15 protein-coding genes and 1 tRNA gene are annotated in these 15,436 nt (G+C 64.0%); 9 read left to right on the top strand and 7 right to left on the bottom strand.

The genetic code is table 11. The features are described 5' to 3' along the window. Positions 1-191: 191 nt before the first annotated feature. From JOE60_RS16125 to JOE60_RS16135, 4 genes are all read left to right on the top strand, one after another. Positions 192-1,658 (top strand): M15 family metallopeptidase, encoded by a 1,467-nt coding sequence (locus JOE60_RS16125; RefSeq protein ID WP_167267638.1) that lies wholly within the window; start codon positions 192-194, stop codon positions 1,656-1,658. 88 nt (positions 1,659-1,746) lie between these two features. Next, a tRNA-Gly gene (locus tag JOE60_RS16130) sits at positions 1,747-1,820 on the top strand. Positions 1,821-1,973: 153 nt separating this feature from the next. After that, complete coding sequence (locus tag JOE60_RS18520; RefSeq protein ID WP_011776304.1) at positions 1,974-2,108, top strand: hypothetical protein; 135 nt, start codon at positions 1,974-1,976, stop codon at positions 2,106-2,108. After that, positions 2,105-3,262 (top strand): Rossmann-fold NAD(P)-binding domain-containing protein, encoded by a 1,158-nt coding sequence (locus JOE60_RS16135; RefSeq protein ID WP_167267640.1) that lies wholly within the window; start codon positions 2,105-2,107, stop codon positions 3,260-3,262. The genes JOE60_RS18520 and JOE60_RS16135 overlap by 4 nt, the downstream gene beginning before the upstream one ends. A gap of 50 nt (positions 3,263-3,312) precedes the next feature. Here JOE60_RS16135 and JOE60_RS16140 read toward each other — a convergent pair whose 3' ends face one another. Continuing rightward, on the bottom strand, positions 3,313-4,698 hold the full coding sequence (locus tag JOE60_RS16140; RefSeq protein ID WP_167267642.1) for an MFS transporter: 1,386 nt from the start codon (positions 4,696-4,698) through the stop codon (positions 3,313-3,315). A gap of 178 nt (positions 4,699-4,876) precedes the next feature. Between JOE60_RS16140 and JOE60_RS16145 the strand changes: the two genes are divergently transcribed. Further along, complete coding sequence (locus tag JOE60_RS16145) at positions 4,877-5,731, top strand: LysR substrate-binding domain-containing protein (protein ID WP_167267645.1); 855 nt, start codon at positions 4,877-4,879, stop codon at positions 5,729-5,731. A gap of 184 nt (positions 5,732-5,915) precedes the next feature. Further along, positions 5,916-6,689, top strand: coding sequence for a sugar phosphate isomerase/epimerase family protein (locus JOE60_RS16150; RefSeq protein ID WP_167267647.1), 774 nt, complete (start codon positions 5,916-5,918; stop codon positions 6,687-6,689). Here JOE60_RS16150 and JOE60_RS16155 read toward each other — a convergent pair. Together JOE60_RS16155 and JOE60_RS16160 are read right to left on the bottom strand one after the other, a co-directional pair. Beyond that, positions 6,686-7,432 (bottom strand): alpha/beta hydrolase, encoded by a 747-nt coding sequence (locus tag JOE60_RS16155; RefSeq protein WP_167267650.1) that lies wholly within the window; start codon positions 7,430-7,432, stop codon positions 6,686-6,688. The two genes, JOE60_RS16150 and JOE60_RS16155, sit on opposite strands and share 4 nt — an antisense overlap. Then, positions 7,429-8,466 carry a substrate-binding domain-containing protein gene (locus JOE60_RS16160; protein WP_167267653.1) on the bottom strand — a complete coding sequence of 346 codons (1,038 nt, stop codon included), beginning with the start codon at positions 8,464-8,466 and terminating at the stop codon, positions 7,429-7,431. Before JOE60_RS16160 ends, JOE60_RS16155 begins: the two co-directional genes overlap by 4 nt. Positions 8,467-8,683: 217 nt before the next feature. Between JOE60_RS16160 and JOE60_RS16165 the strand changes: the two genes are divergently transcribed. Genes JOE60_RS16165 through JOE60_RS16175 form a run of 3 tightly spaced genes read left to right on the top strand, consistent with a single transcriptional unit; the run spans position 8,684 to position 11,906 of the window. Next, positions 8,684-9,853, top strand: coding sequence for a Gfo/Idh/MocA family protein (locus JOE60_RS16165; protein WP_142937728.1), 1,170 nt, complete (start codon positions 8,684-8,686; stop codon positions 9,851-9,853). Beyond that, on the top strand, positions 9,853-11,067 hold the full coding sequence (locus JOE60_RS16170) for a dihydrodipicolinate synthase family protein (protein ID WP_167267655.1): 1,215 nt from the start codon (positions 9,853-9,855) through the stop codon (positions 11,065-11,067). The genes JOE60_RS16165 and JOE60_RS16170 overlap by 1 nt, the downstream gene beginning before the upstream one ends. Further along, complete coding sequence (locus JOE60_RS16175; protein WP_167267657.1) at positions 11,064-11,906, top strand: sugar phosphate isomerase/epimerase family protein; 843 nt, start codon at positions 11,064-11,066, stop codon at positions 11,904-11,906. The genes JOE60_RS16170 and JOE60_RS16175 overlap by 4 nt, the downstream gene beginning before the upstream one ends. Positions 11,907-12,149: 243 nt before the next feature. Here JOE60_RS16175 and JOE60_RS16180 read toward each other — a convergent pair whose 3' ends face one another. The 4 genes from JOE60_RS16180 to JOE60_RS16195 all read right to left on the bottom strand — a co-directional run bounded on the left by JOE60_RS16180 (position 12,150) and on the right by JOE60_RS16195 (position 15,325). Next, positions 12,150-12,599 carry a group II truncated hemoglobin gene (locus JOE60_RS16180; protein WP_167267659.1) on the bottom strand — a complete coding sequence of 150 codons (450 nt, stop codon included), beginning with the start codon at positions 12,597-12,599 and terminating at the stop codon, positions 12,150-12,152. Between the two features lie 54 nt (positions 12,600-12,653). Then, positions 12,654-12,863 (bottom strand): hypothetical protein, encoded by a 210-nt coding sequence (locus tag JOE60_RS16185; protein WP_167267779.1) that lies wholly within the window; start codon positions 12,861-12,863, stop codon positions 12,654-12,656. 14 nt (positions 12,864-12,877) lie between these two features. Next, on the bottom strand, positions 12,878-13,972 hold the full coding sequence (locus tag JOE60_RS16190) for a YihY/virulence factor BrkB family protein (protein WP_167267661.1): 1,095 nt from the start codon (positions 13,970-13,972) through the stop codon (positions 12,878-12,880). Between the two features lie 141 nt (positions 13,973-14,113). Further along, complete coding sequence (locus JOE60_RS16195; RefSeq protein WP_167267663.1) at positions 14,114-15,325, bottom strand: ROK family transcriptional regulator; 1,212 nt, start codon at positions 15,323-15,325, stop codon at positions 14,114-14,116. Positions 15,326-15,436: the final 111 nt, after the last annotated feature.

A 15,436-nucleotide genomic window follows, 5' to 3' on the forward strand; every position in this document is an offset into this window, starting at 1 on the left:
TGACGTAGCCCGGTTCCCCCTACACAGCAGCTAACACCTTCAGCGTAGCCAGCAGAACTTCGCTTGGGTCCCCTGGAAGCGAGCCTTGACCGAATGGTTATCTGACGTACCAATAAAGTCACCGCTGACACCTGCCCGGGCACACGGTAGAGTGCCTCCGGTTGGAAAAACGAAAAAAGTGGGGGGACGTCATGCAGGGTCAGGATCGCCAAGGGCGTAGAGGTAAATTCCGACGGCGGGTGGCCGCTTGTGCGGTATTCCTGGCCGTTGCAGTGGCTGGCGGCGCTGTTTCGGCAGCTCCCGCAACGGCGGCTGCCGTCCCAGCCACGGTTAATCCCCTTCCCAGCGTGGACCCCATAGGCGACCCCACCAACTACTCGGTGTTGGTCAACAAATCCCGGCCATTGAACCCTGCCAGCTACGCGCCGTCGGACCTTGTCAACGCACGTGGCTCGGGCCAGTACATGCGCGCCGAAGCTGCCGCGTGGCTCAACGGCCTGTTCCAAGGCGCGGCAGACGCCGGAACCGGCGGCTTGTCGATCGTGAGCGGCTACCGCTCCTACGCCCAGCAGCAACAGGTCTATGCGTACTACGTCAGCATTTACGGCCAGGCGTATGCGGACACCATTTCCGCCCGCCCCGGCTACAGCGAGCACCAGACAGGCCTGGCCATGGACATCGGCAACGCAGCCGGTTCCTGCGGCCTCAGCACCTGCTTTGGTGACACTGCCGCTGGTAAATGGGTCGCGGCCAATGCCCACAAGTACGGCTTCATCGTCCGCTATCCCAACGGCTACACCGGTATCACGGGCTACAGCTACGAGCCATGGCACTTGCGCTACGTGGGCGTCGCCCTGGCCACCGACATGAACCGCCGCGGCTTCCCCACCCTGGAGCAGTACTTTGCCGGCAACACGGCGGTGTCAGCCAGCATCAAATCCGGCGCCGACCTGGTGGCGGCAGACGCTTCCGGCCGTCTGCTGAGGTACCCGGCGACGGCGGCCGGCGGCTACATGGGCGCGGTCCAGATCGGATCGGGCTGGACCGGCCTGAAGCAGGCTTTCGTGGTGGACTGGGACATTGATGGTGTCTATGACCTCCTGGCGCAGTGGAACAACGGATCCCTGGGCGTCTTCCGCGGCCTTCCCGGCGGGGGCTTTGCCAACCAGGTGATCGTGGGCAACGGCGGCTGGGACCGGATGACCATCACCGTGGGCAAGTGGACCCATGCGGACGGCCGGCCCGGCGTCGTCGGGTACTTCCCGGACGGTGTGCTCCGCTACTACCCCAACACCTTTGGTGGAGCCTTGAGCAATCCCCGCACCATTGGCACCGGCTGGAACGGCCTGGAGCTGACCATCGCGGACTGGGAAGGCGATGGCGCCAACGACATCCTGGCCAGGACTCCCTCCGGTTCTTTGGTCAATTACCGCGGCGATGGCTGGGCTGGTTTCTACGGTCCGGCCACCACGGTGGGCACGGGCTGGCAGTACATGCGCGTCCTGGCCCCCAGCTTTGGGCTCACCGGTGCCGGCACCCGTGGCATCACTGCCCAGACAGCCGACGGGAATCTGTACAACTACGGTCTGGGCCGTGGCCAGTGGACTACCTACAGCCAGGTCGGCTCGGGATGGAACAGTCTGAAGCTCTTCAAATAGGCTGGCTCCTGCGGGCGGTGTGCCTGTCATGAGGGCCTCCGCATCTGCGCTAAGCTAGGACTCGCTCGGGGGATTCTTACCGGGCAGTGCGGGCGTAGCTCAATGGTAGAGCGCTAGCTTCCCAAGCTCGATACGCGGGTTCGATTCCCGTCGCCCGCTCCAAGGGAACCCCGGATCCAGCGATCCGGGGTTCTTTGCGTCAAGGCACTGAATGCCCGACGACGGTACTCACCTGACAGCCCGGCACCGCGCCTCCTGTGGGGGTGTATGGTCAGGAGTCAGGAGTCATTTCGATTCCGCTCTAAGGGAGCCATCATGGGCGACAAATCACCGCGCCAAACCGCGTCGAAGAAATCCAGCAAATCCATCAAGGAAAAACGTGCGGATAAGCGGGCTTCCGAGTCCTCCGCCACCGAGGCCGCAAAGCCTTCTACCGGCAACAAGAAGTGACCGCGCCAACCGGCCAGCTGAGCATCGGCGTCCTCGCTTCCTCGCTGAAACCCCACGAGCAGCGCCTGCCGATCCACCCGCAGCATTTGGAGCGCATTGCTCCGGAGGTTCGCGGACAACTGCGCTTTGAGTTCGGCTACGGCGAACGCTTCGGTGTCCCGGACAGCAAGCTCGAAACGTTGGTGGGCGGGCTCGGCACTCGCCAGGAGTTGATTGCAGGCAGCGACGTCATTCTGCTGCCCAAGCCGCAGGCCCAGGATCTGGCCGAACTCCGCGACGGCCAAACCTTATGGGGCTGGCCGCACTGTGTGCAGGACCGCGCCATCACCCAGTTGGCCATCGACAAGAAGCTCACGCTCATCGCTTTCGAAGCCATGAACCACTGGGCCGGCGACGGCGGCTTTGGCCTGCATGTGTTCCACAAGAACAACGAGCTCGCAGGCTATTGCTCCGTGCTGCATGCTTTGGCACTCACTGGTTCCACCGGCGACTACGGCCGCCGGCTCAGCGCCGTCGTCATTGGCTTTGGGGCCACGGCGCGGGGCGCTGTGACGGCACTGAATGCCCACGGCATCCACGACGTCCAGGTCCTGACCAACCGTGGCGTTGCCGCCGTCGGGTCTCCGATCCACTCCGTGCGGATCGTGCAGTTCGACCATGACAGCAAGGCGCCGTTCCTCAGCGAAGTGATCACGGACAAGGGCCGCAAACCCCTTGCGCCGTTCCTGGCAGCGGCGGACATCGTGGTGAACTGCACCCTGCAGGACCCGAATGCACCGCTGACTTATCTGCGGACCGAGGACCTGACGGAGTTCAAGCCGGACAGCCTCATTGTGGACGTTTCCTGCGACGAGGGCATGGGGTTCAGCTGGGCCCGGACCACCACCTTTGATGAGCCCATGTTCCGGGTGGGCGGGCACGTGAACTACTACGCCGTGGACCACAGCCCGTCCTACCTGTGGAATTCGGCAAGCTGGGAAATCAGCGAGGCCCTGCTCCCCTTCCTGGAAACAGTGGTGGCGGGACCGGGCGAATGGGATGGCAACGAGACCATCTCCCGCGCCATCGAAATCCGCGAGGGCGTGATCCGCAACCCGGACATCCTGGAATTCCAAGGACGCTCGGCGGAGTATCCGCACTTGCCGGCGGTCTGACGAAGCCCTCAAACCAGCGCCCGCGGTCCTACCGCAGGCGCTGGTTACGTTTAAGCTGCCTGTGCCCGGTCCACGATCCGCAGCACGCGCCGCCGGTCGCGCAGGTCCACCTTGAGGTGCAGGGACGACTTCCGGGCCAGTACGACGGCGACTACCGCAGCTGCGATGGCCGGCACACCGCCGGAGACCAGGACGGCCAGATGCGGACCGAAGTGCTCGGCCAGCCACCCCATCATGGGACCGCCAATGGCCTGTCCACCGATGAGCACCACCAGGTACAGGCTCATCACACGGCCGCGGATGCTCATGTTAGAGCTGGTCTGGACCATTTGGTTGGCCGCGGTGAGGAACATCAGGCACCAGAATCCGGCCAGGACCATGGTGACGCTGAACCACACCATGGTTGGCATCAATGAGGACACACAGAGCATCAGGCCGTACAGACCCGCCGACGTCACTACAGAGCGCAACCGCAACTGGCGGCGTCGCGTGGACGCTACCGCTCCCGCGAGTGCACCGAGCGCAACCATGGCATTCAGCAGGCCGTAGCCTCCGGCACCGGCGTCGTACACGTGGTCCGCGAAGGCGGCCAGCAGAACCGGCAGGCTCATGGCGAAAACTGCCACGAAGCCGGCCATCAACCATGGCCAGTAGATGGTGGGCTTGCTCAGCGCGTAGTTGAGTCCTTCGCGGAGCATGCCCTTCTTGCGCGGCGTGGGCTGGCTGAGGTGCAGCTGGTCCTTGCGGAGGATCAGCAACATCGCCACGGTGGAGCAGCACGCCACGGCATTGGCGGCGAACGCCCACCCGGCACCAACTGCCGTGAGCAGCACACCGGCCAGGGCGGGCCCAATCAGGCCTCCAAGCTGGAACGTTGTGGAGTTAACGCTGATGGCGTTGCGCAGGTACTTGGGTCCTACGAGCTCGTTGACGAACACCTGCCTGGCTGGCTGGTCCAGCACGGTCACGAAGCCGAGGGCAAGCGCGATGACGTAGACGTGCCATACCTCGACGCGGCCACTCAGGGACAGCACCGCGAGGAGGGCGGCGAGTACCGCGGCCGCCGATTGGCAGATGATGAGGATCTTGCGCTTGGCGAAGCGGTCGGCGATCATGCCGCCCCACGGGCCAAGGAAAAGTGACGGCATGAACTGCAACGCCACCGTAATTCCTACGGCGGTGACGGACCCGGAAAGTTGGAGCACCATCCAGTCCTGCGCAATGCGCTGCATCCAGATGGCGATCACGGCGATGAAGTGGCCAATCGCGAAGATCCGGAAGTTGGGGACCTTCAGGGAGATGAAGGTGTGCCGCCAGGGCAGCTTTTCGCTCACGACGGCGAGTGGCTGGGTGACGGTGTCGGCAGGCTGAGGTGCTGACAGGGAATCGATGACGGGCTGGCTGACGTTTGCCGCTGCAGGCGGTGGGGGTGCCAAAAGTAGTCCTCGGATTGAGAGTTTCGGTGGGATGCGTTTAACGCTATGGTTGCCAGCAGCAATTATGGAAGCGTATTGCGCCTATAACTAGCATTGCGGAATGCAATGGGCTGCCTGCAGCACAAGGGGAAGCGGCGCAGTACTCCGGCCCGGCGCTGACCTGCGCTTTAGGAGTATCGTGTTCGAACCTGTCCAGCTCCGCTCCTTTCTTGCCGTCGCAGAAACCCTGAGTTTCACCAAGGCGGCGGAACGCCTGGGACTCGCGCAACCAACCGTCAGCCAGCACGTCCGCAAGCTGGAAGCCGCCGCCAAACGCGTGCTCGTGGCGCGCGATACCCGTGAAGTCAGGCTCACCGACAACGGCGATGCCATGGCCGGATTTGCCCGCAGCATCCTGGCAGCCCACGACTCCGCCGCCCGCTACTTTTCCGGTTCAGCCATGCGCGGGCGGCTCCGTTTTGGCACCGCCGACGACCTCGCCATCACCGGCCTCCCCCGGATTCTCCGCGAATTCCGGCAGTTGTACCCGCAAATCAACCTGGAGCTCACCGTCAGCCAGAGTGACCAGCTCTACAAGCGGCTCAATGCCGGGCAGCTGGACCTGGTGTTCGTGAAGTGGGTGGCCGGAGCCAAGGAGGGCACGGTGGTCCGACACGACAACTTTGCGTGGGTGGGCGTCGAGCAAACCATCCTTGAGCCCGGAGCCCCGGTCCCGCTCATCGCCTACCCGGCGCCCAGCCTTAGCCGAAAACTGGCCATCGACGCCCTGGAGGCCGAGGGCAGAACGTGGCGTATTACGTGCAGCACCAAGCAGATCAGCGGAGTACTTGCAGCAGTACGGGCGGGCATCGGAGTAGCTGTGATGCCGGCGTCCCTGGTGCCCGAGGACCTGAAAGTGATCACCCAGCGGTTCGGCCTCCCGCCAGTGGGTGATGTCGACTTCACCTTGATCCGCAACCCGCTGGCCAACGCCGAAGTCATCGATGCCCTCACCCAGGCCATCATGGGCCGGACACTGAGTAAGTCGAACTAGTGGTTGCCGGACGGCCTGCCGCACCCGTTTCCGCCATTTGCACCATGAACCTCGGGTGCGCGGGGCGCGAAAGGGTGCGGTGCCGGCGCGCAACGGGCGCGCCCGGCGGAAAGGGGGGCGTCGGGTCCGCCCACCAATTGATACACCCTTACCGGGTAAGCGCATTCCCGGTATCCTGTGAAGCATGATCGACCTCACCACGCTGGCTGACCTCACGCCCGGCATTTGTTCCGTCACCCTCCGCGCACAGGGAATCGACGAGGTGGTACGAATTTCCTCGGAGGCAGGCCTGGCGGGAATCGAATGGGGCACCGACGTCCACGTCAGCGATACCGAATCAGCAGCGCACGCGAGGAAGGCCACCGAAGAGGCCGGGATGAAAGTCCTCTCCCTGGGCACTTACTATCGCGTCGGGTCATCCGGCGATTTCGAGCGCGAGCTGGACCTGGCCGTCGCAGCGGGAGCACCCAGAGTCCGCGTCTGGGCCGGGGAACTGGGCTCAGCTGATGCGGATCAGAATCATTGGGATGCCGTAGTGGCGGACGCGCGACGCATTGCGGATCTGGCCGGGCAGCGCGGAGTGGCGGTTGCTTTCGAGTATCACGGGAACACCCTCACCGACTCCCCCGGAACCACACTCGACTTGCTGGACCGGGTGAACCACCCCAACGTCGGCACGTACTGGCAGCCCGCCGTCGGACTTTCCGACCAGCAGGCGCTGGAGTCCCTCCACCAGGTCCTGCCGCATGTGGTGGGCATTCACTGCTTCTCCTGGGGGCCGGAAGCCGAGCGCTTCCCCTTGAGGAACCGGAAATTGCTGTGGCAGACCGTCACCGATGTCCTGCGGGGCAACGGCACGGACATGGACATCATGCTGGAATTCGTCGAGGACGACCTTCCGGACAACGTGCTCAACGATGCTGCCTTCCTGCACACCATCACCCTGGGCGAGGACTAAGCCCACATCCGCCCGAGCCACGCGGCGCAGAGCGCGGTCCACTGATCTGCACCGGAAGTTCCGGCCGCGAGGCCGATGCCGTGGATGCCGTTCGGGAACACGTGCAGCTCCGCGGCAACCCTTGCCCTGCTGAGCGCTCCTGCGTAGGCCAGGCTGTGGCTGACGGGGACGGATTCGTCGTCGGCCGTGTGCCAGATGAACGCCGGGGGCGTTGCCGGAGTGACGTGCAGTTCGGCAGACAACGCCTGCAGAACATCCGTGGCTGCATCCGCGCCGGCCAGGTTGTCCACCGACCCCTGATGAACCGCGTCCACGAAGGAAATGACCGGATAGCAGAGGATGCTGAGGTCCGGATGAGCCCCGGCAAGGTCCAGTGAGGCATCGCCAACGGCAACCCCCACGGACAACGCAGCGGCAAGATGCCCGCCCGCAGAAAAGCCAAGGACGCCCACACGATTCGGATCCACAGTGACTCCGTGAGCGCCACTCCGGATCCACAGCATGGCCTGCTTCGCGGCGGCCAGCGGCGCCGGATGCCGATGCGGCGCCACCGGATACCGCAGCACGAAGGCATGGATGCCCAACGAAGCGAGCCACTCTGCCACGGGTTCGGCCTCGTGGTCAGCCGTTTTCGCGTAGCCTCCGCCGGGCAGTACCAGGACCGCTGGCGCCGCCTTGCCGGAACGCCCGACGGCGGGAATCACCGTAAGTCCACGGGGCGCCGTGAGGGGCGGCACTGTCATGCCTGCGATTCCACCGGGGCTTCCGTACTGCGGCGGAGCTTGACCGTGCCGCTCATTGGTGGAGTGTCCGGATCACCCGCTGCGAGCCGGCCCAGGTCCTCCAGGGGAAGGTGCACCGTGGACAATGCCGGGCGGAAGTCCCGGAGCGTTTCAATGTCGTCAAAGCCAGCGATGGTGGCGTCGCGGGGAATCCACACGCCTTCCGGACGCAATGCCGCTGTGACTCCTATGGCCATCACATCATTGACGGCAAAGATGCAAAGCCGCCGCTTGGACGACGTGATCCGCGCGGCAAGGGCCTTGCCGGCTTCGTAACCTCCGGCCCGGTTGAAGCCGGTCCGGACCACCTCAGCCGCTGGACGTCCGGCATCTGCGAGCCCGCGCTGGAACCCCCGGACCCTGTCATCGGAGGTATACAAGCCCTCAGGCCCGGCAACGATCAGGAAATCGCCATCGTGGGAGGCGGCCAACTCAGAGGCAAGACCGGAAGCGAGTTCCTCGTTGGGAACCTTCACCACGTGGTACCCCTCGGTTGCGGACGCACCTACAACCGGGTGGCCAAGCACGCCCACATGCCCGCCGTTGCGGCAGTACCGGTCCAGTTCCGCGGCCAGGAGGGCGTTTCCTTGCTGATCCTCCGCGCGTTCTGAACGGGATCCGGCAATCACAATGGAGTCTGCACGGCGGGCCGCGAAAGCCGCAACAGCTTCCCGCTCATCCGCCGGATCGCCTGACGTGGAGGCCAAGAGCACCATCCGGTTTTGCTGGCGGGCAGCTTCCTGCACGCCACGTGCTATCGCGGAGAAGTAGGGATCGGCGATGTCGTGGACAATCAGGCCGATGAGCCCGGAGCTGGACTTTGCCAAGGCTTGGGCTTGGGCATTGGGCACATAGCCGAGCTTGTCGGCTGCCTCCCGTACCCGCTCGGCAATGCCTTCGGCCGGCTTTCGGGAGGACCCGTTGAGGACCCTGGACGCCGTGGCCAGGGAAACTCCTGCCAAACGGGCTACTTCACTGAGTGTGCTGGCGGCCACGCGGCCCTCCTTTTCTGCGAGCGCCTCCTTCGCTGCGAACGCGTCGAGGCTGGCGCTTGAAGAAATTATCGCAGTTCCCTGGCTCTTTTCCGGAAAGCGCTTGCCAAGTCGCCCCGCCGTGTTGCATGATCTTTAGCAATGGGAATGCGCTTTCCCACACACTCGGCATCTACTGCTGCACCGTAGCGGCAGGCACAACCCAGCACTTGGAGAAAACATGGGCTTCGAAACAAAGACGATCCGCATCGCCATGAACGGCATCACCGGCCGTATGGGCTACCGCCAGCACTTGCTGCGGTCCATCCTGCCCATCCGCGATGCCGGTGGCTTCACGCTGGAAGATGGCACCAAGGTTCAGGTTGAACCGATCCTGGTGGGCCGCAACGAAGCCAAGATCCGCGAACTCGCCGAGCTCCACAAGGTCTCCGAATGGACCACCGACCTGGACGCCGTCATCGCCGATCCCACCGTTGACATCATCTTCGACGCTTCCATGACCAGCCTCCGCGCCGCCACATTGAAGAAGGCCATGCGCGCCGGCAAGCACATCTTCACCGAGAAGCCCACGGCCGAGACCCTGGAAGAGGCAATCGAGCTCGCGCAGATCGGCAAGGACGCCGGCGTCACCGCAGGCGTTGTGCACGACAAGCTGTACCTCCCCGGCCTGGTCAAGCTCCGCCGCCTGGTGGACGAAGGCTTCTTTGGCCGCATCCTGTCCATCCGCGGCGAGTTCGGCTACTGGGTCTTCGAAGGCGACGTCCAGGCTGCACAGCGCCCCTCCTGGAACTACCGCAAGGAAGACGGCGGCGGAATGACCACTGACATGTTCTGCCACTGGAACTACGTCCTTGAAGGCATCATCGGCAAGGTCAAGAGCGTCAACGCCAAGACCGCCACGCACATCCCCGCACGTTGGGACGAGGCCGGCAAGGAATACAAGGCCACCGCGGACGACGCTTCCTACGGCATCTTCGAACTCGAAACCCCTGGCGGCGACGACGTCATCGGCCAGATCAACTCTTCCTGGGCCGTTCGCGTCTACCGCGACGAACTGGTTGAGTTCCAGATCGACGGCACGCACGGTTCCGCCGTCGCCGGTTTGAACAAGTGCGTTGCGCAGCAGCGCGCCCACACCCCCAAGCCTGTTTGGAACCCGGACCTGCCCGTCACGGAATCCTTCCGCAGCCAGTGGCAGGAAGTTCCCGCCAACGCTGAACTGGACAACGGCTTCAAGCTGCAGTGGGAAGAGTTCCTGCGCGACGTCGTCGCCGGCCGCGAGCACCGCTTCGGCCTGCTTTCCGCAGCCCGTGGTGTGCAGTTGGCCGAGCTCGGCCTGCAGTCCTCGGCTGAACGCCGCACCATCGACATCCCGGAGATCACCCTCTAATGACGTCACTGATTCTTCCCACTAACGACGGCGGCACCCGCGAGTACCGCCTTCAGGCGGCCACATCGTGGGCCAGGCCGACTGCTCCCTTGACGGCCCGCCGCGCCTATGCCGCAGCGCACGTCATCCCTGAGGTTTCCGCGGACAACACCCCCGGCGCCCCGGCCCAGCTCGACTGGGACGCCACCCTGGCGTACCGGCACGAGCTGTGGTCCTATGGCTTGGGCGTTGCCGATGCCATGGACACCGCACAGCGCGGCATGGGCCTGGATTGGGCCGCGACCCAGCAGCTCATCAAGCGGACCGGCACCGAGGCCGCTTCCGTCGTGGCAGCGGGCAACGCCGCCATCGCCGGAAAGTCCGTCCGGGACCTCGTGTCCTGCGGCGCCGGCACGGACCAGCTGGACATCGCCACCCTCCCTTCCGGGGCCGCAGGAATCCAGGCTGTCATCGACGCCTACCGCGAGCAGATCGCGGTGGTCAGCGAGGCCGGTCCCAAGGTCATCCTCATGGCATCCCGCGCCCTGGCCAAGGTTGCCAACGGCGCCGACGACTACCTGCACGTCTACTCGACACTCCTGCACGAAGTTGACCAGCCCGTCATCCTGCACTGGCTCGGCACCATGTTTGACCCCGCACTGGCAGGCTACTGGGGCTCCGACGACGTCTCTGTGGCCACCGAAACGTTCCTCAGCCTGATCCGCGAACACTCGGACAAGGTTGACGGCGTAAAGGTTTCGCTGCTGGACGCCTCGCACGAGGTAGCCCTCCGCGCGGCCCTGCCTTCCGGTGTGCGCTTGTACACCGGGGACGACTTCAACTACCCGGAACTGATCGACGGCGACCAGACGCACCACTCGGACGCCCTGTTGGGCATCTTCGCTGCGATCTACCCGGCCGCTTCAGCTGCTTTGCAGAAGTACGACGCCGGCCAGGGCGCCGAAGGGCGCGCCATCCTGGACTCCACCCGCGAGCTCGGAAAGCACATCTTCAGCGCACCCACGTTCTACTACAAGACCGGGATCGCGTTCATGTCCTGGCTCAACGGCAAGCAGCCCGGTTTCCAGATGGTGGGTGGCCTCCACTCGGGCCGATCGGTCCTGCACTTGGCCAAGACCTTCGAACTGGCAGACCAGGCGGGCTTGCTGAAGGATCCCTCGCTGGCGGCGTTCCGCATGTCCGACTTCCTGCGGATCAACGGAGTAGGCGCATGAGCACGGACTTCTCACGACTCTCCCTGAACAGCGCCACCACCAAAAAGTGGACGTTGGCCGAAGCCGTTGACGGTTGCGCACGCGCTGGCATCCCCGCGATCGGGCCGTGGCGTGACCGCGTGGCCGAAGCTGGCTTGGATAAGGCAGCCAAGCTCATCAAGGACGCAGGACTCCGCGTTTCCTCGTTGTGCCGCGGTGGCTTCTTGACCGCTGCGGACGCCGAGGGACAGGCCGCCGCTTTGGCCGACAACTTTGAGGCCGTCCGCGAAGCAGTAGCGCTGGACACCCAGGAACTGTTCCTGGTGGTTGGCGGGCTTGCTCCCGGAGAGAAGGACGTGGTGGCTGCCCGCCAGCGCGTGGCGGACCGGCTCGAGGAACTCGTTCCCTTCGCCTCCGAAAACGGCATCCGCTTGGTGCTCGAACCCCTGCACCCGATGTACGCCGCGGACCGCGCATTGATCTCCACCCTTGGCCAGGCCCTGGATCTCGCCGCGCCGTACGACGTGAAGGCTGTTGGCGTCGCCGTCGACACCTTCCACGTCTGGTGGGACCCGGAACTGAAGGCGCAGATCGAACGTGCCGGCCGCGAAAACCGCATTGCCTCCTACCAGGTGTGCGATTTCAACCTGCCGATCGCAGCCGATGCACTGCTGTCCCGCGGCATGATGGGCGACGGCGTCATTGACTTCGCCACTATCGGCACCTGGGTCAGGGACGCCGGATACAAGGGAGACATTGAAGTTGAAATCTTCAACCAGGAAATTTGGGACGCCGATGGCGATACCGTCCTGGAAACCATGAAGCAGCGCTACGCGGAGCTCGTCCTCCCGTTCGCCTAACAACGTGATCCTCCCGCGGATGCCCTAAGCTCCGCGGGAGGATCGCTCCAAAAACCAGCGGGTTCCTGCCAAGGTCACGGCAGGGGCCCGCTTTTTGGTGCCCGGGAGCTGCCAAGGGCGTGCCGCCACCACCCACTTTGACGTCCCCACTGAGGAGACACGCCGCTGGGAGGGTGCTTCTCCCGGGTTGAAGGCTGAAACAAGGTGGTGGCGGCACACCCTTGTTGGGGAGGGATCCGGGCTTCAGCCTGGAACCAGACCGCCCCACGACCATTGGGGTATCCGCAGCCCGGACGGGACGTCGTCAGCAGAACGCTCGTAGCGGGCCATGCTGTTGTTGGTGGCCCAAGCGAAGTAGTCATGAAGGGTTTCGCGGAGCGGGTCAGCTGTCACTCCTACATCTGTCAGCGCTTGGTCAAAGCACTCGATCGCCCGCCTATTCATCTCTTCATGAGGACCGTTTCCACTGTGCATCTTCACAACAGAGGTCTGGTCACCGTAGTTTCCCGAGTACAGCCGCGGACCACCCAAAGCCTCGCCCCAGTAGGCCGCCAGACGCTGGACATGCTCAGGGTGCACCCCGTGACGGAAGGCATGGCCCACCACCTCGTCCTCAACCACCCTGACGTGCCACGCTTGAGCCAGACCCAGAAGGAAGTCCGTACCGCCAGCCGCCTCGTACACCGTTTGCATGGTGAAACCATGGCACGAGTTCAGCCCGGACGGGAAGCTTCAGCGCTGCCGAATTCAGGAGGCTTGTGCAGCGAGGTGCACCTTGGCCTTCGGCAGTCCGATAAAGGTGACGGAGCCGCCGTCGCGCCCTTCCAGTTCAAGCCTGATGTTGCCTGAACCCTCTTGGGGTTCCACGGAGTTGACCCGGAAAGTCTGGCCACCGATCCGGAGACTATCCCCGCCCTTGACGGCTTTGAGCTTCTTCTGTTGCATGCCGGCACTCATCGCGGCCACCTTCACTACTTGTTCCTTTTCGGCTCGCCACCGTGGGTCTCGCCACCGTGGGTCTCGCGGATTTCTTCGCCGTCCCGAATGACCTGGTCTTCCTTTTCCTGCATCTTGTCGCTCTTCTTGGTGTCGCGCGGCGGCAGCTGGATGCTCTCCTCAGCCTTGATTCCACCCTGCAACTGGCGGCCCCGTTCCATTTCGGCATCGAACTCGGCGCCGAAGAGAAGGGACATGTTCAGGATCCAGAGCCACAGCAGCATGATGATCACGCCGGCCAGCGCACCGTAGGTCTTGTTGTAGTTGCTGAAGTTGGCTACGTAAAAACCAAAGCCCAAGGAAGCCAGCGCGAATATCACCAGGGCGAATAGGGAGCCCATGCTCATCCAGCGGAATTTGGGCTGCTTCACAGTGGGGGTGAAGTAATAAAGCACCGCAATGATGGCCACAACAATGATGACGAGGACGGGCCACTTGGCGATGTTCCAGACGGTGAGGAAGGTATCGGACAGGCCGATGACGCCGCCGATTGCCTCGGCCACGGGACCGCTGAGGACCAGCATGGCGGCAACCAGCGCAGCACCAACAACGGCGACGACGGTAACGGCCAGCATGGTGCCGCGCAGCTTGACGAAACCACGGCCCTCATCCACTTCGTAAACGCGGTTCATGGCCCGGCTGAAGGCCGTAACGTAACCGGATGCGGACCACAGTGCCACTACCAGGCCGAAGACGAAGGTCAAGCCGGCCGCACTGGACTTGGTCAGTTCCTCGATCGGCTGGCGGATGGTATCCACACCGGGGCCCGGGGCGAACTGCTGCACAATGTCCAGGAGGGCGCTGGTGGTCTTTCCGGCATCACCGAAAAGCCCCAGCAGGGAGACCAGAGCCAGAAGTGCGGGGAAAAGCGCCAGGACTCCGTAGTAGGTGAGGCCGGCAGCGGTATCAGGGCACTGATCCTTGATGAACTCGCGGAGCGTCCTTTTTGCTATGTACGTCCATGTGGGTTTCGCGAGATCGTTGGGACTGTCCGGCTTCCGGGAGTCCTCCGGAGTAGGCGCCGTGCGCGCTTTTGCCGTACTGGTGTGGGCTGAGTCTTGTGTGGCCATAGGGCACTCGCTCGTTTCGGAGGGTACGTACAACTGATCACTCAATGGTAAGCATGCTGATCAATTATGCGAAGCTTCCTCGGCAAGTTTGCGGCCCAAATCCCTCCAGAGCCCGCGTTGGCGCCCCGGGCCGCCTACACGCTACGCCAGTTTGGTGGCCAGCAGGAACTCGAAAGGCGACTCGATGACGGACCGGATGACCTGCCCGGCCGCACCAAGAATGGTCCCGGAGTGCTCCAGCGCGGACACCGTCAAATTGGCCGGATCCAGGAGACCCGGCGCGTATTTGTCCAGGCTCTCCAGCAGGGCGGGCCTGAGCCACTCGCCCAGAATGGCAAAATGCCCGCCCAGCACCACGGCCTCAATGTCCATGAGGCGTGCCGAGGACGCGAGCGCCACGCCCAAGTACCTTCCGGCGTCGTGAACTGCCTGACTAGCCAGGGGCTCCCCGGCCGCCAAGGCGGCCAACAGAAGACTTGTCCGTTCCGCCAACGTTCCCGAAGGAATCCGGGCAGCTTCGAAGATCGCTTCCTGCCCCGAAAAGGTCTCCAGGCAGCCCCGTCCGCCACAGGAGCATGGGGGCCCATCGGGGTGGACCACAATATGGCCAAGTTCACCGGCCGACCCGCCCGGCCCCAGGTACAGCTCGGAGCCGATGATCACGCCACCACCTACGCCCACCTCACCGGAAACATAGAGAAAATCGGAGGGACCGCCGCCATACCAAAGCTCTCCGAGGGCGGCACTGTTCGCCTCATTGGACAGCCTGACCCCCAAGGGCGCGCCGTCCAAGAGCCGGCCAGGGTTCAAGTGTTCGCGCTCCCATTGCAGGTTGGGGGCGGACAACACCGTGTGGCTGTCCTCATCCACCAGCCCCGGCACTGCCAGACCGCCGCCCAGAATCGCGATGCCATGGTCCTCCGCAGCTGCTTTGGCCTGCACGGCCAGGACTCCGAGCCGCTTCATGACTTCCTCGGGAGACAATCCTCTATTGGGCGACTCAACCAGCGTGTGGAACCTCAGCGTCCCGCCGAGCTCCACCAGGCCAACGGCCAAGTAATCAACGTTGATTTCCATGCCAACCACGCCACGACGGGTACTCAGCTCCAAACCCTGCCCGGGCCGGCCCCGCTCACCATCGCGGTAAAGGCCCACTTCCGACACCAGGCCGGATTCCACCAGGTCTGCCACCAGACTGGAAACAGCCGCCTTGGTCAGGCCGGTTCCTGCCGCGAGCTGCGCCCGACTGGGTTTGGCGTCCCCGGTCCGCGCAATGGAGTCCAGGACAAGCGAGAGATTCCGACGACGGACGTCACCGACGCGACCCGGAGAGTGGGGCTCGTTCACAGGCATGGGACCCCTTCCCGGGTTCTGAAAAACTTTCCGACTTCCATTGACCATGATCCATCATCCCCCATATAGTTCAGATTGAAAACTAATTGAAGCGCTTATCTGCCCTTCGCC

Source organism: Paenarthrobacter ilicis (genome assembly GCF_016907545.1).
Taxonomy (GTDB): Bacteria; Actinomycetota; Actinomycetes; order Actinomycetales; family Micrococcaceae; genus Arthrobacter; species Arthrobacter ilicis.